This is a genomic window from Neorhizobium petrolearium (assembly GCF_017873175.1).
In the GTDB taxonomy this organism is placed as follows: Bacteria; Pseudomonadota; Alphaproteobacteria; order Rhizobiales; family Rhizobiaceae; genus Neorhizobium; species Neorhizobium petrolearium.
Map to the genome: position 1 here is coordinate 440384 of NZ_JAGGJW010000003.1, position 19467 is coordinate 459850.

Here is a 19467-nt window from a genome sequence, read left to right on the forward strand (position 1 = left end):
GGTTCACGGGTTTGACATGGATATATTCAACGGACTTCTTCTTGGCCTTTCGACTGCAACCACGCTATCGAACTTCGCCTATTGTTTTGTCGGCGTCCTTCTCGGCACCGCAGTCGGCGTTCTGCCCGGTCTGGGGCCGATCGCGACCATTTCGATGCTCCTGCCCTTTACGTTCGGACTGCCGGTGGATACGGCGCTGATCATGCTCGCGGGCATCTTCTATGGCTCGCAATACGGAGGCTCCACCACGGCCATTCTGATGAACCTCCCCGGGGAGGCCTCGTCCGTCGTCACGACACTCGACGGCCATGAAATGGCTAAACAGGGCAAGGCCGGGCGCGCATTGGCAGCCGCCGCGATCGGCAGTTTCTTCGCGGGCACCGTGGGCACACTTTTTATCGTGATATCGGCACCTCTGCTGGCAAGCCTTGCCCTTACCTTCGGGCCTGCGGAGTATTTCTCGCTTATCGTGCTCGGCCTTATCACCTCAATGGTGCTGGCCAGCGGATCGTTGCTGACGGCTTTTGGCATGGCGCTGTTCGGCGTCATTCTCGGCCTGATAGGAACCGACGTCAATTCAGGTGCCGCGCGCTATACATTTGGCACGCCCTATCTCCTCGACGGGCTGGATTTCGTCATCGTCGCCACGGGCATATTCGGCCTCGGCGACGTTCTCGCCAACCTGGAGAATGAACACAAACGGATAGCCAGCGTGACGCACGTCACCAGCTTGTTCCCGACCCGCGAGGACTGGCGCCGGATGTCCATGCCGATCTTGCGCGGCACCGGCATCGGGGTGCTGCTGGGCGTGTTGCCGGGCGCCGGCGTCTTGCTTGCATCCTTCTCAGCCTATGCGCTGGAGAAGAAGATCTCGCATCGCCCGGAGGAATTCGGTAGAGGCGCGATCGAAGGTGTCGCGGCACCCGAAGCAGCGAACAACGCCGCGGCGCAGACCTGTTTCATTCCGATGCTGACGCTCGGGCTTCCCGGAACCGCGACCATGGCCCTGATGATCGGAGCACTGGTCGTTCAGGGCGTCCAGCCGGGTCCGGATATCCTCTCTCAACAACCGGCACTGTTCTGGGGCCTTGTCGTGTCCATGTGGTTCGGCAACTTGATGCTGCTGTTCCTGAACCTTCCACTGGTCGGCTTGTGGGCAAAGCTGATCTCGGTACCCTACCATTTCCTGTTTCCGACGATCTGCGTCTTCATCGCAATCGGCGTCTACAGCATCAACAACAGCGTCTTCGACGTATACATGATGGCCTTGTTCGGCGTGCTGGGATACTTCTTCAAGAAAACAGGAGCGGAACCCGCGCCTCTGATCCTGGCCATGATCCTCGGCCCGATGGCTGAAGAGTATCTGCGTCGGGCACTTTTGATCTCCCATGGGGACGCAAGCGTCTTCTTCACAAGCCCCGTGAGTCTCGGGACGCTGACCGTCGCTGCCCTCCTGCTCCTGTCGATCGTGTCCCCACGCTTCCGAAAAGTGCGTGAGGAAGGGTTGCAGGAAGCCGACTGACGGACGGTTTTCAGTTCTCCGGCACCTTTTCTCATCGGCGGAGCCCAGCCCTTGACCGACGCACGAACCCAGCCCCAGGAGCAACCCATGCAGCAGGACAGCAACAGTCGCCTTCAGGCCCTTCTTGATCGCGAAGAACTCTTCGATCTCGTGCGCCGTGAGCGCTTTGCACGCGATCAACGCCGTTTTGACGTCATGAGCGCGTGCTTCCATCGTAACGCCTATGTCCGCACGAGCTGGTATGACGGACGCGGAGGTGAGGCGTATGTGGACGCCACCCGCAAATGGATGAGCACGACGGGCAACAGCAAGCACTGGGTGTTTCCTGCGTTCGCCCAAGTGGCCGGTGATCGGGCAACGGTGGAAAGCCCGGCGATGATCTTCAACCGTGCGACGATGAGCGGCATCGAGGTTGATTTTCACGTCTTTTGCCGATTCTTCTCGCGCGCCGTACGGGAATCCGGGACCTGGAAGCTATTCAGCTTCGAGGTTCTGTTCGAGAGGGACGTTATGAAGCCCGTCAACCCATCCGAAGTGCTTCCTGTTGACTGGGTGCTCCTGTCGACGATGCGGCCGTCTTACAAGTTCCTGGCATATATCCAGCACACGCGAGGGGTGAAGGTTAGCCCCGACTTGCTGGGTGACGATCGGCAGGATCAGCTCGCCGCATTTCACGCGCGGGAAGAACTATGGCTCGCGGGGGAGGACTGACAGCCGTTCGTGCATATGAAGGTGCTACCGTTTCAAGAGGCGGAATGACCATAGTCAGCAGTTCTTTGCAGAGACCAGACAGGCTAAGTCTCGTCAGAATGAAGCTCGATCAAAACGAGCGGGAGGAGGAGTGAGGATGAACAGACGTGAATTTATCGTGTTCGGGGGAACAGCCGCCGTGCTGGCTTCCAGCAAAATCGCGCTGGCTGATAAATGGCCGAGCAAATCGGTCATGGTAATCTCGGCCTACCCTCCGGGTGGCACAAGCGACATCGTCGCCCGTCTCGTGGCCGATCTCCTGACGGCAAAGTTCGGTCAGCAGTTCGTCATCGCGAACGTGGCCGGCGCGGCTGGCGCACTCGCAGGCGGCAAACTCGCACGCTCGGCGCCGGACGGCTACACAATCCTCGTCAGCGGCAGCGCGCCGATTGCCGCCAACAAGGTGGTGCAGGCGAACCTTGCCTACGATCCGCAGGTTGACTTCACCCCGATTACCGTCGTCGCGGAAAGCCCTGCATTGCTCACCGCAAGCTCCAATGCGCCCGCGAAGTCGCTTCAGGAGCTGATCTCCTATGCGAAAGCCAACCCTGGAAAGGTCAATATCGGAAATCCAGGCGCGGGGACCAAGGGCCATATCTGTGCTGCGATCATCAGTCTCCAGACCGGCGTGGAAATCAACCACATCCCCTATAAGGGGTCGCCGCCGCTGCTGGCCGATCTGCTGGGAGGACATATCGACTTCGCGATCGATGCCCCGTCGAATTACCTTCCGCACATTAAGGGTGGAAAAATCCATGGGGTTGCCGTGACGTCGGCAAAACGCATCGGCGAGATACCTGAGGTGCAGACCGTCGCGGAACAGGGCCTTGACGGCTACAATCAGGCCCTCTGGTTCGGCGCCGTCGGTCCGAAGGGCATGTCCCCGGAGATCGTGACCGCCATTCACCAGGCCATCAAGGAATGGAGCGATACACCCGCAGCAAAGGAAAAGCTGACATCGCTCGGCCTCACTCCCGTTGTCAATTCACCCGAGGAGATGCGTGGCTCGATCGAGCGCGAAATCGAGTCGATCAGACCGCTGGTCGAAGCGGGACTTGTTCAGCCGAGCTGATTGCGACTTGATTGAGCGACAGAAGGCGGCCGGAACGGGAAGCCGGATGTCCGGCTCGGGGCCCGGCCGCCTTTTTCTGCATACGGTATAGGAAAGACTGCATCGCATGAGCAAAGCTCTAACCCTGACCGTCAATGGCCAAGACCATGACATCGACGTGCCCTTGACAACGCCTTTGCTGGACGTGCTGCGCAACCATCTGGGGCTAACGGGGAGCCGTTATGGCTGCGGCTTGGAGCAATGCGGCGCGTGCATGGTGCTGATCGATGGCAGGGCTACCTATTCCTGCAGTCGCGAAGTCGGCACGCTCGCCGGCCGCGCCGTCACGACGGTCGAAGGTCTGGGCTCGGCGGCGGCGTTGCATCCGCTTCAGCAGGCCTTTCTCGACGAACAGGCAGGACAATGCGGCTATTGCCTGTCAGGCATGCTTATCGCGGCAAAGGCCTTTCTCGACCAAAACCCCCAGCCGACCCGGTCCGAGGTCGCCGCTGCGCTGGATGCAAACCTCTGCCGCTGCGGATCGCATCCCCGCATCCTGCGTGCCGTGCTCAAGGCGGCGGCAAAGATACACCCGAAGGCGGCTTGATGACCGGGCTCACCTTCAGCCTCAAGGACAATCCGCAGCTCGACCGCTGGCTTCGTTTCCAGGATGACCGTACCGTGCGGATAGGCACCGGCAAGGTCGAACTGGGCCAGGGCGTCCTGACGGCGCTTGCCCAGATCGCGGCCGACGAACTGGACCTCGACATCGGCCAGATACGGATGATGTCGGGCAACAGTATAGAAGGCCCAGCCGAAGGCTATACCGCATCGAGCTGGTCGATCGAACATTCCGGTGCGGCAATTCGCGTCGTCGCGGCCGAAGTTCGCGCGCTCGCTCTGGCACGCGCCGCCCTGCGCCTGAATGCGGCCCCTGACGAGCTGACTATCGTTGAAGGCGCTTTTCTGAGGAATGGCGCACCAAGCGGCATCGATTATTGGAGCATCGCCGGCGAGATCAACCTCTCCGCCGAAGCCACGGGCACGGTTCCGCCGAGACCCGGAAGCACTTACCGCCTTGTCGGCACCTCGGTGCCGCGGATCGACTTGCGGGCCAAGCTGACCGGTTCCGGCTTCATCCAGGATATGGCGCTACCCGGAATGCTGCACGCCCGCACCTTGCGCCAGCCCGGCCGCGGAGCGACCTTGATCGGCCTGGATGAGGATGCCATCCGGCGCAGGGCCGGAGCCGCTATCCAGATTGTGCGCATCGACAACTTCGTAGCCTTTGTCGGTGTCGACGAGACTGCCGTCCGTGCTGCGGCCATAGCCGCGGCAGCGTGCGCCGTCTGGGAAAATGCCAGAGCCTTGGACCCCGAACAGGCGATGCCCGACTGGGTCGCATCGCAGCCTTCAATTGACCAGCGTATTGGAGATCCGCTCCCCGAGCCGGCGCCAGACCGCGTGTCCGTACGCTTCACTCGCCCCTTCCTGTCTCACGGCTCCATCGCCCCCTCCTGCGCAGTTGCACTTTACCGCGATGACATACTGACCGTCTGGTCGCATGCCCAGGGCATGCACCCGTTGCGTGAAAACATCGCGAAGACCGTCGGCCTGTCTCCCAACAAGGTCGCGTGCCATCATATGCAGGGCGCCGGCTGCTATGGGCATAACGGCGCGGATGACGCAGCGCTGGATGCCGCTCTCGTGGCCCTTGCGCTTCCCGGCCAGCCGATCCGCCACATGTGGCGGCGTGAAGAGGAGTTTGGCTACGAACCGCTCTCCTCCGCCATGGCGGTTACCGTACATGCGGCGCTCGACCCGGCGGGCCGTCCCGTCGACTGGACGACAGAAATCTGGAGTGCCACCCATGGCCAGCGCCCCGGCGTGGGAGGAGCCTATCTGCTCGCAGCCGATGCGTTGAAGGAGCCGCCGCCCGAACGCAAGCCCTTCGATATACCTCTGGAACGTGGCGGCGGCGCTACCCGCAACGGCATTCCGCTCTACGACATAGATGCCAAACGGATAGACCTGCATCTGATCCATGACGTGCCGGTACGCACCTCGTCGCTGCGAGGCCTCGGGGCGACATTGAACGTTTTCGCCATCGAGGGCCTTCTTGATAATTTGGCCGCGCGTGCCGGAGAGGACCCCGTCACATATCGCCTGGCCATTCTTTCCGACCCGCGTGCCCGCCGTGTTCTCGAAAAAGCCGCAGCTATGGCGGACTGGTCGTCGCGTGACGCCGGCGGCGCCGGAAGCGGGCTGGGCCTTGGTTTGGCCCGCTACAAGAATTCTTCGGCCTATGCGGCTGTTGTCGCCGCTGTCGAAGTTGACGAAACCGTGCGCGTCACCGACGTCTGGTGCGCCGTGGATGCAGGCCTCGTCATCAATCCTGACGGACTCGTCAACCAGATCGAAGGCAACATCGTCCAGGCGATCAGCTGGACATTGATGGAGGAAGTCCGCTTCGGCCTGGAGGGAATCGCGACCGTCGACTGGGAAAGCTATCCGGTCATCCGGTTTTCGGACATGCCTGAAATCAGGGTCGAACTTACCGAGGCCGGCGAGCACCCGCCGCTTGGCGTCGGCGAATGCGCCGGCGGACCGACTGCTGCCGCCATCGGTAATGCGGTTGCCCATGCGCTGGGCATACGCATCCATGACATGCCGATGACGAGAGACCGGATCATGACTGCCCTGATGGCATGAAGTTGAGGAGTTCAGGATGAGCGATCGATCTGCTGCCTTGGAAAAGATGTCGCTGCCGCGCGGCGAGTTGATATTGTTCCATAGTCCCGGCGCCTGTTCGCTGGCCTCACACATCGCGCTGGAGGAAACGGGCAAGCCATTCAGACCGGTGGAAACCCTGCTGTCGAAGAAGCAGCACCTCACGCCGGAATACCTTGCCGTCAATCCTCGCGGCAAAGTGCCGGCGCTTGTCGCGCAGGACGGCCGGGTGATCACGGAAAACACCGCCATCTTGACATATATAGGCTTGAACAATCCGGAAACCGGCATGTTTCCTACCAATATCGTCGAGCAAATGCAGTGCATCGCACAGATGGCCTGGTTCTCGAATACTCCTCATATCTTCCAGCGCGCGAAGTTCCGGCCTTACCGCTTCGCCGACCGTGAAGAGGCGTATGAGGACATTCGCGCCAAGGCGGGATCATCCTATTGGGAGAGCATGCAGGAAATAGACAGCCTTATCGCCGGCAAAACGTGGATCATGGGGAACCGGTACACGGTGGTGGATCCCTACGCACTTGTCTTCTATGGCTGGGGCAGAACCAACGGGCTGTCGATGGACACGCTGAAGGATTTCACGAGACACATGAACCAGATGCTCGAGCGACCAGCCGTAAGAGCTGTACTCGAGCGGGAGAACAATCCTCACTTTAAGTAAACGCGCCTTCTCGTCTCATGCACTCGGTACCGGTAGGCAAATCTTCTGCAATTTGTCATCCAATGAAAGGGCGCCCTCATCACTCTGGAAGCGGGATGTGCTCATCCCGGTCGTCGACCGGAAGATCGAAGCGGCCCTTGCCCCAGTTTTCAGCGCGCCACTCGGCCTTTGCGGCTTCGATACGCTCCTGCGACGAGGCAACGAAGTTCCACCAGATATATCGGGGTCCGGCGAGCGTCGCACCGCCCAGGATCATCAGCCGCGCGCCTCTCTCGCCAGCCGCGACCGTAATCTTGTCGCCTGGACGGAACACCATCATCTGAGGCGCATCGTACTCCTGACCGGCTATCGAGATCGTGCCTTCGACGATGTAGATGCCCCGGTCTTCATGGTCGTCCGGCATTGGCAATCGACTTCCCGTTTCAAGCGTTACGTCGGCATAAAATGTCTCGGAAAGCATCGTGGCAGGCGCACGCTTGCCATACGCGTTTCCAAGGATAAGCCGAACCGAGACTCCATTGTCCTCGATTGTCTGCAGCGCCTCCTTGCCATGATGTTCGAATACGGGCGCCATATCCTCGTGGCTTTCGGGCAAGGCCACCCAGGTCTGAATCCCGAACAAGCTGTTCGGGCCGCTTCGCGCCGCCACCGTGGTCCGCTCCGAATGGGTCACACCTCGCCCGGCAATCATCCAGTTCAACTCGCCGGGGCGGATGATCTGGTCCGCGCCGGTGCTGTCGCGGTGATGAAAATCACCGCGAAAAAGGTACGTAACGGTCCCCAGACCAATATGCGGGTGCGGCCTGACATCGACGCCTTGCCCGGTCAGGAGCTCGGCCGGTCCCGCCTGGTCGAAGAAGATAAATGGTCCAACCATTTGCCGTTTTGGCGCCGGCAAAGCGCGCCGAACCTCAAAGCCGCCAAGGTCGCGGGAGCGCGGAACGATGAGCGTTTCGATGGCGTCGATGTCGACCTCGTCAGGACAGCTTGGTTCGATTGCAGGGTTCCAACTCATACGCGTTCACCTCTCCTCTTCGCCTGGCGATCTCCCACCCGTGTAGAGCACAGGAGCCTTTGCATGGTCCAAGTGACTAACAGGTGAGCGCACTTACTACTAGCTGCACGACGCGGAGAGCTGTGTCGCAAAAAGTGGAACGTGCAGTCGAAAGCATCAACTCCCTGCGCCCTACAAATGAGGATTTCTTTCGAACGATTCGACCAGGAGCTCGGAAAGGATACGCACTTTTCGCGACGGGCGCGGGCCGGGCGGCCGCACGACGTAGACCCCACCCACCGGCAGTGGATAGCGGGTCATGACTGGAACGAGCGTGCCGGAGGCAAGATACTCATGGGTGACACAATCGGGGAGCCACGCAATACCAAGCCCTGTTGCTGCTGCACTGGCGAGCGCCGCGCCGTTGTCGGACCTGAAGCGGCCTTGCGGTTGTACAGCGATGATCTCCTCACCATCCATGAACCGCCACGTTTCGGCACCAACCAAGGCTTGGTGGGCGACGATTTCGTCCGGTGTCTCAGGCGAACCATGTATTCTGATATAGTCCGGGCTCGCTCGCCACCAGCTTGCCGTAGATCTGACCAATGCGTCTTGTAATCAGCTTTGAGTCGTGGAGGGCGCCGGCCCGGATTGCGCAATCGAAGCCGTCCGCGATCAGATCGACGAACCGATCACTGTATTCAGCGTGGATCTGAAGCTGTGGATGGTGGCGCGCCATCTCTGCCAGCACGGGCGCAAAATGCACCGGGCCTGATGTAGCGGAAGGGCTACCCGCAAGCGCCCGCGAAGGTCACCGGTAGGTACTATCGTTTCTCGTGCGATGTCGATCTCCGCACGGATCCTTGCTGCATAGTCGCGAAACGTCGTCCCGGCCTCCAAGAGTCCGGCGCCACAGGTCGTTCGTGCAAGAAGCTGGATGCCAAGCGCTCCCTCGAGCCGGATGAGACGCCGACTGACCATCGACTTGGAGATCCCCAGTCGACGTGCCGCGGGAGAAACACCCCCGGCATCGGCGACTTCGACGAAGGTCCGCAGATCTTCGATATCCATTCGGCTACCGCGCTTCCCGGATGATCGGCGCGACCTCAGTGCCAAGAAGTTCGATCGATCTCTTCATCGCTGCCGTATCGAGAGAGGCAGTGCTCATCTGGAAGGTGATGCGCGAGACGCCGCCAAGCGTTTCGCTGGCCTGCAGTATCTTAGCTGCGACCGTCTTCGGGTCACCGACCAGGAACGCGCCCTCCGGACCTGTCATGCCTTCGAACTGCCGGCGCGTCGGCGGCGACCAGCCGCGTTCGCGACCGATCTTCGTCGTCAGATGCGCCCATCCCGGAAAGAAGGCGTCTTTCGCTGCGGCGCTGGTTTCGCCCACGAATCCCATCGCATGAACGCCTACCTTGAGCTTCTCCGGACCGTGCCCCGCGCGCAGGCCGGCCTCACGATAGAGATCGACGAGCGGGCGAAACCGTTCAAAGGTTCCTCCAATGATCGCCACCGTCAGCGGAAGGCCGAGCGCGCCGGCACGCGCGAAGGATTGCGGCGAGCCGCCGACTCCGATCCATACTGGTAGCTGTGCTTGATGGGGACGCGGAAAAACACTTTGCCCTCTGAGGGCCGGACGGAAGCGACCTTCCCATCTAATATTGGTCGCCTCGCCAAGTTTGAGAAACAGGTCAAGCTTCTCCGCAAAAAGGTCGTCATAATCCCGCGTATCCAGACCGAATAGCGGATAGGCTTCTACGAACGAACCTCGGCCGACAACGACTTCCGCGCGGCCTTTGGAAATCAGATCGAGAGTTGCGAACTCCTGAAAAACCCGCACCGGGTCGGCGGCGCTCAAAACGGTCACCGCGCTCGTCAATCTGATCCGGCCGGTCCGGGCCGCTGCCGCGGCTAGAATGACAGTTGGGGCGGAATCAAGAAACTCGCCGCGATGATGCTCGCCTATGCCAAAGACATCGAGCCCGACGCGGTCCGCGACGACGACCTCCTCGATGAGTTCGACCATACGCTCGGTCGCCGAAGGAAGCTTGCCTGTGGTCGGATCCGGAAGGATGGCTGCAAAACTGTCGATACCGATTTCCATGAGAAGTCACCTGCGATTTGCGCGGAAGGCGCGGCGCCTTGTTGGGAGGGATGACGCAGTTCGATAGGCAATCAGCCTGTTCGCTGCGGATCGCTCACGACTTTCGTCACCCCCGCCCGGATCAGCCTGCGGTGCCCGGCACAGGCGTGTTGAGCAATTGCTGCTCCCACAAATACGCGATGCCGCTACCACCGGCATGCTGCACGACCACGTCCGTCATCTTTACGGCAGTGTCCATCCGCGCCCAATCGCGCTGCCATTCAGACGCAACCGCCAGCCAGGTCATCACGTTCGCGCCGGCCGCGATCATGCGGTGGATGGCGACCTCGTGCGCTTCGACCGACGTACCGCCCGATGCGTCTGTTACGACCGTTACATCCCAGCCTTCGCCGAGGGCCTGGATCGTCGGCATGGCGACGCAAACTTCAGTCCAGAGGCCGGCGATGATCAGCTGCTTGCGGCCGGTCGCCTTAACCGAATCCACTGTCGTCTTATCTTCCCACGTGTTAATGAACGTCCGGTCGATTATCTCCTGGCCTGGGAACACATCTGCGATTTGGGGGAACAGGTTACCGCCCCGCTCGGCGATCACGGTCGTCAAGATCGTGGGGACGCCGAACGCCTTCGCTGCCTTAGCCAAACCCACAGTGTTGTTGATCACCATCATCGGCTCGTGGCTGTTCAGGTTCGCAAGCTGATAAGGTTGGTGGTCGATCAGAACAAGGACGGAGTCTTCGGGGCGGAGAAGTGAGTCAAGGCCGTTGCGAAAGGTCATGGTTTCATCCTGTGTTGGCGGTTTGTTGAAGCGCGTTTGCTCAAAGGACATGCGCCATCCGAGGCGCTGCCGCGGGACGAAACTTGTCATTCCTGTTTGTGATGCAGTAGTCCGTGTCTGTGCTAAGCTGTGTCGCAGAATGAGGAACGCCGAGTGGATATTGAAGATCTCCGGACATTCGTCGAAGTTGCCGATGCGGGAGGCGTCACTTCGGCCGCGCTGCGACTTGGCATTTCCAAATCGATGGTCAGCCGAAGGCTCGTGCGGCTCGAAGCGGAGCTCGGTGTCCAGCTCCTTGCCCGGTCAACCCGCGGGGCTTCTCTGACCGAGGCCGGCGCGACGTTCCGGGACTATGCCGCAAGGATTTCAGCCGAAATCGATATGGCCAGGGAAACGATTCTGCCGGCCGGTGAGCTCCGCGGCCGCTTGCGGATTGCTGCGCCGCTATCCTTTGGCCCTACGCATTTCGCAGCGGTGATTGCACAAATGGCACGCCGCCATCCTCATCTCCAGATCCAAACCTGTTACAGTGATCGTTTCGTGGATCTGATCGCGGAAGGCTACGATTGTGCGATCCGCGTTGGCATTCTTCAGGACTCCAGCCTGATCGCAAGGCGCGTCGGTCCCCTCTATGGGAGTTTCGTCGCAAGCCCGGATTACATCAAAACCCATGGCTCTCCGGAGACGCCGGACGAGCTTGTCGCCCATCAGGCTCTCATGCAAGGCACGGAAACCTGGCAGCTGATGGATGGGGATAAGATTATAACCATTCGCCCGCAGGGGCGCTTCAAGGCCGACAACGGGGTTGCTCTCGCTGTCGCTGCAGTAGCCGGTTTGGGTATCGCCGCGCTCCCTGACGATCTCATAAAAGATTATCTGGCCTCAGGCGAATTGGTTCTGGTCATGAAACGCCATCCACCGCCCCCGGCCGGCATATATGTCGTCAGACCGCCGGGGCAGCGTCCTGCAAGAAAAGTCCGGGTGCTGACCGAAATGCTGATCGAGTGTTTCGACCACGCCCCGAGGTCGACAAGATAACGCGACTGGCCTGCTACCGGTTTCATGGACACCCGGATAAGGTGCTCCTTCCGAAACCGGAGAGTGTGAATGCAGAGACGGAAGTTCAGTCGCGAATAAAAGCTTGAGGCAAGATCAGAAAGACCACGGATTCGGGCGCTTAGAAACGCCAAAAGCCCCACGGAGGGGGCTCATTGGGATCGCAGGGATCGTTGGTTGCGGGGGCTTGCAACACCCGATTCCTGCGATTGGTGGAGCGGACGTTTCCAAGATTAGCGGCTTAGCCTCTCGATGTACGCCCAGTTCGATCCCTCGCGGCCCAAAACAGAAAAAATTTCCGCTCCCCAAGAATGGAGTCTTTTCGCCTTGAAGACGATTCCTTGACGCTGATATCTAACGCGCTTGAATTTAAGTTATTTTCAAAGCCTCGATATCTCCCGTTTCCAACGCCCGCAAATTCGCCTCGATCCTGTCGATCGGCCAGTCCCACCACGCAAGATCCAAAAGATCGGCGATGATTGCGCCTGCGCCGATCTGCACGCCGGGCATGATAGCGGTATTGTGACCGATCCAGACGTCGTGGCCGACGATCGTGTCCTTCACGGGCAAGTCCTTGTAACCGAAGGTTTCCCATTTGAAGATACGGAACGGATAAGTGGTGACGCCGGTCATGGGATGATTGGCTGAACTGGTGATAAAATAGCTGCCCCGGGCGATCTGCACGAATTTGCCGATCACCAGCCGCTCGCGGCTGTCAGGAAACAGATAGGGCGCCAGGATCTCGGCAGTCTCGTCCAGCTTTCCGTAATATGTGTAGTAGCTGTAGTCGCCGATCTCCATGCGCGGATGATTGATGACGTTCTTCAGGTAAACCGTGGTTCGCGAAACCCTGCCGTCCGGATGAGTGACCGGAAACATCGCATTCGCATCGAGAAGAGGCACGGCAAGACCCTTTCCTTGGAAAATTCAGCGCCCATCGGAAGCAGTTCAGAAACCTTCTGGAGCCTGTTCGACCAAAAGAACAGCAATCCCGCGACACGCACAGCAATCCCGCAAGGTCATGGATTTTCGCCCTCGCCTAGAACGTCTGCGAGCGATGCCTCAAACACGGAGATAGCCATGACTGGAAATTCTTTCCCCGACCTTACAAACGCAAAGGAACATCTTTTTGCAGCACCGCTGCCGCTTCGCCGCAATCTGCTGATTGCCGGCCTTTCCGCCTCGGTTCTGGCGGCCATGCCCACCGGCGCCGCAGCCAAAACCACCGCCACCACCAAAGGCAGCCAGGCCACCAAGGAGAGCCGTGACATGAACTATGTAACCACCACCGACGGCGTAGAGATTTTCTACAAGGACTGGGGTCCGAAAGATGCCCGGCCGCTCGTCTTCCATCACGGCTGGCCGCTCTCAGCCGACGATTGGGATGCCCAGATGCTCTTCTTTCTCGGCAAGGGATATCGCGTGATCGCCCATGACAGGCGTGGACACGGACGTTCGAGCCAGGTCAGCGGCGGCCACGACATGGATCACTATGCTGCTGATTTCGCCGCGGTCGCCAAGCATCTCGATCTCCGCAACGCCATCCATATCGGGCACTCGACCGGAGGCGGCGAGGCGACGCATTATGTCGCCAGGTACGGCCAGCCGAACGGGCGCGTGGCAAAGCTGGTGCTGATCGGCGCCGTGCCGCCGATCATGGTCAAGACGAAAGCCAATCCAGGCGGCCTGCCGCTTGAAGTCTTCGATGGCTTGCGCGCCCAGCTTGCCGCCAACCGCGCTCAATTCTATTACGATCTCGCAAGCGGCCCCTTCTACGGTTTCAATCGGGAAGGCACGAAGACGGTCGACACTATCGTCCGGAATTGGTGGCGCCAGTCGATGATGGGTGGCGCAAACGCTCAATATCTCGGCATCAAGGCGTTTTCTGAAACCGATTTCACCGAAGACTTGAAGACGATCACGGTGCCGACATTCGTCATGCATGGCGACGACGACCAGATCGTACCGATCGCCGATTCCGCGCCGCTTTCGGCCAAGCTCCTGAAGAATTCCACTCTCAAGGTCTATCCTGGCCTGCCGCATGGCATGTGCACAACACACGCCGAGGTCATTAACGCCGACCTGCTCGCCTTCATCGAGCGCTAGGTCGGCCGGGAAGCGGCGCCATCCGCCGCCGCCGCCGCTTCCCTATCTTTCATCTCTTTCGCCCTTAACGATCGGCCTCACAAACACACCGATCGACATCTGAACTAAAAGCTGAAAGCCACTCTATCTGCGATAAAGCGGTTATCGCTATCGTTGATAGTCGGCTGGAGTTTCGATCGGAAAAGCTATCCCCAGGCACAGGACTCCCCGCTATTTTCCGAATGTCGGCAGTGCCTCCGGTGCTGGCCGCCCAATTCTTTGGGCCAGGTTGCGGCAGTCCAGCGACCAATGTCGCCAATAGCGGTTGAAATCCTATTCTCCTTCCACGTTCTCGACAACGAGCCCGCTGGAAGGAATCGAGCATGGCTTCCTTTGATATCAAGGCGCCGAACCCGGCGGGGACCTTCACGAAGGCCTTGGAAGCATGCGTGACACCGGACCGCGAAATGCAGCGCGTGCTGCGTACTGCACCAGTGGAATCCTTCCACATCGACGACCCTTTCGATACCCGGCTCGCGCGGTGGAAGCACGATCCCTTTCATGAAGTCGTGCAGGGTATGTCGGACCACGTGATCATGACCTATCTCGGTACGATGCAGCGTCTGGAGCGGCGCTCTGGAACGGAATATTCGGCGGGCATGGGGCGCCGCGGCAGCATCACGTTCATCCCCGCCGGCTCCAGTTCGCGATGGGACATCTATGGACCGATGGATATTGTGCAGCTGTATCTGTCTCCGGAACTTCTTGACCGTGTCGCGCGCGAATGCCCCGGCCCTGCGAAGCCTCTGATCGAGAGCACGGCGCAGCCGGACAATGTCATGGCGACCCTGCTCGAGATGACGCTTAAGTCATCGGGCGATCCGGCCTATCTGGAAGCACTCTATCGGCAACAGTTGGCAAGTCTGATTGCCATCCACCTCGTCAAGACCCATAGCGGTATCGCTGAAACCGCTAAAAAAGCCGCGGGCGGCCTAGCACCGGCCATTCTCCGCATGTCGCTGGAGCGGTTGTCCTCGGAAAACGAGGAGGACTTTTCGCTCGGCGCGCTTGCCGAAGCTGCCAATCTGTCGCGATTCCACTTCTGCCGGGCCTTCAAGAAAAGCACGGGGCTCACGCCGCATGAATGGCTGCGCCAGCGACGGATGGAGCAGGCGATGGTGATGCTGCATGACCCGGTGCTGCAGATAACCGACATCGCCGGGATGCTTGGTTATGCGACGCTCACCGCATTTTGCGTGGCGTTCAAGCGCCATACCGGATCGACGCCCGGTGAGTGGCGGCGGGCTGCTGCCCTTTAAAATGATACCGGGCATGATCGATATTCGGTTAAGAAATCACTGCAGCCGGCTCGTCGGAAGCCGGCTGCAGCGCGTTGCACAATGGAAAGGCGGAATACGCCCCTCTCCGTCAATGTTCACGAGGCGGAAGGAACCCCTTGACGGTGGCGAGGTCCGGCCAGGGCAAGACCGTTTCCCCCGACACTTTCCAATCGCCGTTTATCCGTCGCATCCGCAACTCGTAGAATGCCGGCGACGCGCGATCGCTCATGCGGCGATAGAGAATTGCCGTCGCCTCATCGCCCTGCTGCTCGATGTGCAATATCCTTTTCTCCGTCGAAAGCGGCTTCTCACCTCCGTCGCGTCGGGCACGGAATTCGGCAAACATTTCCGCCTTGGAGAACCGGGCGATTGTGCCTTGCGGGGTCAGGACCAGAAAGCCCAGATCTCCAGTGTACAAATCCTCCATCTCCTCCATTCGATAATTGCTGCCGGCTTCTGCCAGCCGATCGATGAACGCGACGATTTCAGGATTATGCTGCTCATTCATAACTTTGCTCCTTTAAGCCAGCGTCATGCCGCCATCGACATGCAGTTCGATGCCGTTCACGAAGCTTCCTGCATCGGACGCGAGAAACAGCGCCGCGCGGGCCAGTTCCTCCGGCCGCCCCATGCGGCCAGCCGGAATGAGGGACGCCATATGGTCCTCAAATGCCGGACGATCGGCTTCCGAAACCCCGAGCTTGCCGAGGATTGCGGTTTCGACCGGTCCGGGGCTCAGGATGTTCACGCGGATCTTCCGTGGTTTGAACTCGATGGCCCAGTTCCTCGCGAAGGCGGCAACCGCAGCTTTCGAGCCGGAATAGACGGCGTGGTCCGGCAGGACCTTGGTGGCGGCCAGCGAACTCGTAACGATGATGTTGCCGCCATCACGGATCAACGGGGCAAGTACCTGCACGCCGAAGAATACGCCGCGGGTATTGGTGGCGAAGTGGCGGTCGTAATCCTCGGGAGTGACGCTGCCCGAAGCCGTGAGGTTGATAACACCGGCATTGGCCATATAGATGTCAAACCCGCCGAAGCGGCCCTTCACCAGGTCCGTGAGTTTTTGGTGATGTTCCAGATCGGTGACGTCGCCGGCAATGCCGATGGCGCCGTGGCCGATTTCGCCGGCCGCCTGGTTGACGATGTCCTGGCGTCGGCCGGTAATGATGACCTGCGCACCCTCCTCTGCGAAGAGCTGCGCGGTTGCCTTGCCGATGCCGCTGTTGCCGCCGGTGATCACCGCGATCTTGTTTTTGAGATGCTGCATTTGTTTATCTCCTGCTTTTCATCGCGGATGAGATAAATGCTGGCGGCGCATGCCATTAGACCACGATCAGGCACATGATCTGTGCCACGGAGACGCGAATGCCAAACCTGCTGGACGAGACGTCGGGATTGATGGCGTTCGTGAGGGCTGTGGAAGCCGGATCGTTCACGGCGGCAGCACGCGACCTTGGCACGACGCCATCGGCAGTTTCGAAGAGCGTGGCGCGGCTGGAGAAGAAAATCGGTGCTCGGCTCTTCCTGCGTTCTACCCGAGCGCTGACCCTGACCCAGGACGGGCAGATGTTTTTCGAGCGCATCGCGCCGCTTCTGCGGGAAATCGATGCGAGTGACGATGCCATCCGGTCGCAGACGGCTCCATCGGGCAGGCTGCGGATCAGCATGCCCGGCGAGCTTGCGCCGCTACTGCTCCCGAGCCTGTTTCGCAGATTTGCAAAGAGCTACCCCGACCTCCAGCTCGATATCGGCCTGACCGACCGTTTCGTCAATCTCGTCCGCGAGGACTATGACGTTGCCCTGCGCGTCGGAACGACCATGCAGGACGATCTGATCGTCCGCCGCCTGGCGGATCTGCCGATGGCGATCGTCGCCTCCCCTGCCTTCCTCGATACGTGGGGCAGCCCGAAATCCGTCGAGGAACTGGCGGGACTGCCCTTTGCCCGTTACGCGATGGGCGGTGTGGTACAGCCAGTTCGCCTCGCCGACGGTACGGTTTTTGTTCCGAGGGGAAGGGTCGATGGCGATACGGGAATGGCCTTGATCCAAGCCGCACGCAGCGGACTTGGCGCCGCTTATCTGCTTCGGTGCCTCGTGACGAACGAATTGCGGGCCGGCTCGCTTGTCGAGCTTGCACCGGACATCGCACTTCCCAGGTTGCCCCTCAGTGTCCTGCATGCCTTCGGGCGGACTGTTCCGGCACGCATAAGGCTATTTTGCGACTTCATGGTCGGCGAAGCCAAAATCCTCGCCGGCCTATAGTCTCGGGATTGGTAATATGCCAGCAGGGCAGAAGATTTGCTTAGTTCCCGTTGTCGATTCCGAAGGAAGGTATGAGCAGATACCAGAACTGAGGCGAGAATGCCGCCGGCGGAGAACGATCGCCATCCGTCTTGGAAATTCTTCGCCTATTCAGAAGTTCAGGTCGTTTGGCTGAATCTTTAGCGGTGGTCCGGGCCATTGCCCTCGCCGGATGCCGCCGTCACCCGTCGAAGGGAGCGGCCGCGACGAGATCGACCGTCGACGGGACCCGATAACCGGGGACGAGACGTTCGCCGAAATCCCTGACGAAATTGTCGTAGGTGGTTTCCGGCTGCGTTTTTGCGATGTGGCAGAAACACGCGGCCATTTTCTGCTTCATTCCGAGCCGCGGGAATTCAGCCACGATCGCCCGCACTTCGGATGACGGAATGAGGTTGTATTTCAGGCCTACGACATCGAAACAGATGCCGGTCGTGCACAGCATAACCTCCGCCTCCTTGTAGAGCCCGATCGAAGGTGTCGAGTTGAGTGCAACACTGTCCCAGATCAGTTGGGCGCGGCGCTGGTTCAATCCGGCCTTCGTCGCAAAATCCCGCGCCAGATCCGCGGCCTCAACCTCAAACCGACGGGGACCTGCAAATCCCTCGTTAAGAGTGATGTCGTGCAGCAACACGCCGAGGGCAACGACTTCCCCATCATGCGTGATATCCTGAAGCTCCGCAATCCTGACCGCGAACAACCAGGATCGGAGAACATGGTTGAACAGGTAGGTTTCGTATCTCTCGCGAGCATAGTCGATCGCCAGATCGACAAGCGGCGTTTTGGGAACCGAAATGCCGGCAAACATGCGTGTCTCTGTCGTGGTCATGTCGTGCCCCTCTGACGATTGCGGCGGGTAGACTTGGCGATCCCGGCTGACCGGGATCGCGCACGGTGCCTTACCGGCACCTCGGCTATTTGCGGTCAGTAATCCCAGAAAACCGGCACCCAACGGAAAGCGTCGCCATCAACGCCAACATGCCCAACCGAGGGGAACGGCATGTGGGTCGCTACCAGCAACTCGCCGGTCGTCGCCAGTTCCTTCAAAAGCCGGACTCGAACGCGGGCAGCCTCCTCGGGATCGTGTTCGAAGCCGTTGAACCAGTCAGGGTGTTCGAAACCGACCGCGAACACGGCGTCGCCGGCAAACATCAGCCGGTCGTTGCCGGATACCACGCGAACCACGCTGTGCCCGGGCGTATGGCCGCCCGTGCGGGAGACGACGACGCCTGGAGCAACCTCATATTCCTCGTCAAACAGCCGCAGTTGGTTATGGTATTCCTTGGCAAATCGTTTGGCGGCGGCGCGAAGGGCATCCGGGAAGCCCGGAGGCATGTTTACATGCGTGAAATCGGGCGCTTCCCAGAATTTGACTTCGGCGGAAGCGACGTGAATCCGCAGATCCGGGCGCAGCCGTTCCTTAACGCCATCGACGAGCAGCCCGCCAACGTGATCCATATGCATGTGGGTCAACACGATGTCGGTCACCGACGCGAGATCGATTCCGGCGCTCTCCAGCCGCTTGACCAGCTGCCCTGCCCGCGGCAGGTTCAATTCGGGATCCAGTCCCAGCCCAGCGTCGATGAGGATGGTCTGCGCGCCGCTGCGCACCACGACAGCGTTCAGTGCCCAATCGAAAGCGTCCACCGGCAGGAACATATTTTCCAACCAGACGGCGCGTTCTGCTGCGTCGACATTGTGCCCCAACATCTTGGTCGGAAGGGGCAGTACGCCGTCGCTGATCACCAACACCTCGATCTCGCCGATTTTCACCGCGTAGCGTGATGGAACCAATTCTTCGGTTGTCGACTGACCGGGACGTGAGATGTTTTCCATACTCACATCTGTCTTTTGCTGACCCATCATATGGGGATTTGCTTCTACCTGCGTCATGATGCGCTCCTGTTCTGCGGGGGTGGAACGTGCGAGGCACGGACCATGCAGCAGAGTGTATTGGGGCGCGTTTTGGCGGTCGATTGGGCCGAGGAAGAGGGAGAGCTAGCCCCAAGAACAGGGTAGGTGCCCCATTCGTTTACGAGAGCGAGGATTGAGTCATGGCTACTCTGCTATGGGG

Annotated in this window: 18 protein-coding genes and 1 pseudogene; 10 read left to right on the plus strand and 9 right to left on the minus strand. The window is 60.0% G+C overall.

The window, feature by feature from the left end; genetic code table 11:
* Positions 1-16: 16 nt before the first annotated feature.
* The 6 genes from J2046_RS08265 (at position 17) to J2046_RS08290 (ending at position 6732) form a co-directional block, all read left to right on the plus strand.
* Positions 17-1522, plus strand: coding sequence for a tripartite tricarboxylate transporter permease (locus J2046_RS08265; protein WP_210050814.1), 1506 nt, complete (start codon positions 17-19; stop codon positions 1520-1522).
* Between the two features lie 87 nt (positions 1523-1609).
* Positions 1610-2233 carry a nuclear transport factor 2 family protein gene (locus tag J2046_RS08270; RefSeq protein ID WP_210050816.1) on the plus strand — a complete coding sequence of 208 codons (624 nt, stop codon included), beginning with the start codon at positions 1610-1612 and terminating at the stop codon, positions 2231-2233.
* A 136-nt stretch (positions 2234-2369) separates the two neighbouring features.
* Complete coding sequence (locus J2046_RS08275) at positions 2370-3344, plus strand: Bug family tripartite tricarboxylate transporter substrate binding protein (protein WP_210050817.1); 975 nt, start codon at positions 2370-2372, stop codon at positions 3342-3344.
* 106 nt (positions 3345-3450) lie between these two features.
* Positions 3451-3930, plus strand: coding sequence for a (2Fe-2S)-binding protein (locus J2046_RS08280; protein ID WP_210050819.1), 480 nt, complete (start codon positions 3451-3453; stop codon positions 3928-3930).
* Positions 3930-6035: a xanthine dehydrogenase family protein molybdopterin-binding subunit gene (locus J2046_RS08285; protein WP_210050820.1), complete on the plus strand. Its 2106-nt coding sequence runs from the start codon at positions 3930-3932 to the stop codon at positions 6033-6035. Before J2046_RS08280 ends, J2046_RS08285 begins: the two co-directional genes overlap by 1 nt.
* 16 nt (positions 6036-6051) lie before the next feature.
* On the plus strand, positions 6052-6732 hold the full coding sequence (locus J2046_RS08290; protein ID WP_210050822.1) for a glutathione S-transferase family protein: 681 nt from the start codon (positions 6052-6054) through the stop codon (positions 6730-6732).
* 79 nt (positions 6733-6811) lie between these two features.
* Here the strand turns inward: J2046_RS08290 and J2046_RS08295 are convergent, their stop codons facing one another.
* The 4 genes and pseudogenes from J2046_RS08295 to J2046_RS08310 all read right to left on the minus strand — a co-directional run bounded on the left by J2046_RS08295 (position 6812) and on the right by J2046_RS08310 (position 10608).
* A complete protein-coding gene (locus J2046_RS08295) occupies positions 6812-7747 on the minus strand; it encodes a pirin family protein (RefSeq protein ID WP_210050823.1) in 936 nt (311 codons plus the stop codon).
* Positions 7748-7918: 171 nt separating this feature from the next.
* A pseudogene (locus J2046_RS08300) lies at positions 7919-8797 on the minus strand (LysR family transcriptional regulator).
* A 4-nt stretch (positions 8798-8801) separates the two neighbouring features.
* Complete coding sequence (locus J2046_RS08305; RefSeq protein WP_210050825.1) at positions 8802-9833, minus strand: LLM class flavin-dependent oxidoreductase; 1032 nt, start codon at positions 9831-9833, stop codon at positions 8802-8804.
* A gap of 121 nt (positions 9834-9954) precedes the next feature.
* Positions 9955-10608, minus strand: a complete 654-nt coding sequence (locus J2046_RS08310) for a hydrolase (protein WP_210050882.1) — start codon at positions 10606-10608, stop codon at positions 9955-9957.
* A gap of 153 nt (positions 10609-10761) precedes the next feature.
* Between J2046_RS08310 and J2046_RS08315 the strand changes: the two genes are divergently transcribed.
* On the plus strand, positions 10762-11646 hold the full coding sequence (locus tag J2046_RS08315) for a LysR family transcriptional regulator (protein ID WP_210050827.1): 885 nt from the start codon (positions 10762-10764) through the stop codon (positions 11644-11646).
* A gap of 387 nt (positions 11647-12033) precedes the next feature.
* Here J2046_RS08315 and J2046_RS08320 read toward each other — a convergent pair whose 3' ends face one another.
* Positions 12034-12567 (minus strand): LbetaH domain-containing protein, encoded by a 534-nt coding sequence (locus J2046_RS08320; protein ID WP_210050828.1) that lies wholly within the window; start codon positions 12565-12567, stop codon positions 12034-12036.
* Positions 12568-12933: 366 nt separating this feature from the next.
* Between J2046_RS08320 and J2046_RS08325 the strand changes: the two genes are divergently transcribed.
* Both J2046_RS08325 and J2046_RS08330 read left to right on the plus strand, forming a co-directional pair.
* Positions 12934-13770 (plus strand): alpha/beta fold hydrolase, encoded by an 837-nt coding sequence (locus J2046_RS08325; protein ID WP_210050883.1) that lies wholly within the window; start codon positions 12934-12936, stop codon positions 13768-13770.
* Positions 13771-14216: 446 nt separating this feature from the next.
* Entirely contained in the window at positions 14217-15068 is an 852-nt protein-coding gene (locus J2046_RS08330; RefSeq protein ID WP_210050830.1) for a helix-turn-helix transcriptional regulator, read from the plus strand.
* Positions 15069-15177: 109 nt separating this feature from the next.
* Here J2046_RS08330 and J2046_RS08335 read toward each other — a convergent pair whose 3' ends face one another.
* The gene (locus tag J2046_RS08335; RefSeq protein ID WP_210050831.1) at positions 15178-15597 is read right to left on the minus strand and encodes a nuclear transport factor 2 family protein; all 420 of its coding nucleotides are present in this window, start codon (positions 15595-15597) and stop codon (positions 15178-15180) included.
* A 12-nt stretch (positions 15598-15609) separates the two neighbouring features.
* A complete protein-coding gene (locus J2046_RS08340) occupies positions 15610-16359 on the minus strand; it encodes an SDR family NAD(P)-dependent oxidoreductase (RefSeq protein ID WP_210050833.1) in 750 nt (249 codons plus the stop codon).
* A gap of 98 nt (positions 16360-16457) precedes the next feature.
* Here J2046_RS08340 and J2046_RS08345 point away from each other — a divergent pair, with 98 nt between their 5' ends.
* Positions 16458-17354, plus strand: coding sequence for a LysR family transcriptional regulator (locus J2046_RS08345; RefSeq protein WP_210050834.1), 897 nt, complete (start codon positions 16458-16460; stop codon positions 17352-17354).
* A 220-nt stretch (positions 17355-17574) separates the two neighbouring features.
* Here J2046_RS08345 and J2046_RS08350 read toward each other — a convergent pair whose 3' ends face one another.
* On the minus strand, positions 17575-18222 hold the full coding sequence (locus J2046_RS08350) for an HD domain-containing protein (protein WP_210050836.1): 648 nt from the start codon (positions 18220-18222) through the stop codon (positions 17575-17577).
* 95 nt (positions 18223-18317) lie between these two features.
* Positions 18318-19256 (minus strand): MBL fold metallo-hydrolase, encoded by a 939-nt coding sequence (locus J2046_RS08355; protein ID WP_411828480.1) that lies wholly within the window; start codon positions 19254-19256, stop codon positions 18318-18320.
* Between the last annotated feature and the right edge of the window lie 211 nt (positions 19257-19467).

Coding starts and splice junctions, on each gene's coding strand:
- J2046_RS08335 (WP_210050831.1), bottom strand. CDS start 15,597: ATGAATGAGCAGCATAATCCTGAAATCGTCGCGTTCATCGATCGGCTG.
- J2046_RS08295 (WP_210050823.1), bottom strand. CDS start 7,747: ATGAGTTGGAACCCTGCAATCGAACCAAGCTGTCCTGACGAGGTCGAC.
- J2046_RS08285 (WP_210050820.1), top strand. CDS start 3,930: ATGACCGGGCTCACCTTCAGCCTCAAGGACAATCCGCAGCTCGACCGC.
- J2046_RS08290 (WP_210050822.1), top strand. CDS start 6,052: ATGAGCGATCGATCTGCTGCCTTGGAAAAGATGTCGCTGCCGCGCGGC.
- J2046_RS08280 (WP_210050819.1), top strand. CDS start 3,451: ATGAGCAAAGCTCTAACCCTGACCGTCAATGGCCAAGACCATGACATC.
- J2046_RS08325 (WP_210050883.1), top strand. CDS start 12,934: ATGAACTATGTAACCACCACCGACGGCGTAGAGATTTTCTACAAGGAC.
- J2046_RS08305 (WP_210050825.1), bottom strand. CDS start 9,833: ATGGAAATCGGTATCGACAGTTTTGCAGCCATCCTTCCGGATCCGACC.
- J2046_RS08355 (WP_411828480.1), bottom strand. CDS start 19,256: ATGGGTCAGCAAAAGACAGATGTGAGTATGGAAAACATCTCACGTCCC.
- J2046_RS08265 (WP_210050814.1), top strand. CDS start 17: ATGGATATATTCAACGGACTTCTTCTTGGCCTTTCGACTGCAACCACG.
- J2046_RS08345 (WP_210050834.1), top strand. CDS start 16,458: ATGCCAAACCTGCTGGACGAGACGTCGGGATTGATGGCGTTCGTGAGG.
- J2046_RS08330 (WP_210050830.1), top strand. CDS start 14,217: ATGCAGCGCGTGCTGCGTACTGCACCAGTGGAATCCTTCCACATCGAC.
- J2046_RS08270 (WP_210050816.1), top strand. CDS start 1,610: ATGCAGCAGGACAGCAACAGTCGCCTTCAGGCCCTTCTTGATCGCGAA.
- J2046_RS08340 (WP_210050833.1), bottom strand. CDS start 16,359: ATGCAGCATCTCAAAAACAAGATCGCGGTGATCACCGGCGGCAACAGC.
- J2046_RS08350 (WP_210050836.1), bottom strand. CDS start 18,222: ATGACCACGACAGAGACACGCATGTTTGCCGGCATTTCGGTTCCCAAA.
- J2046_RS08310 (WP_210050882.1), bottom strand. CDS start 10,608: ATGACCTTTCGCAACGGCCTTGACTCACTTCTCCGCCCCGAAGACTCC.
- J2046_RS08275 (WP_210050817.1), top strand. CDS start 2,370: ATGAACAGACGTGAATTTATCGTGTTCGGGGGAACAGCCGCCGTGCTG.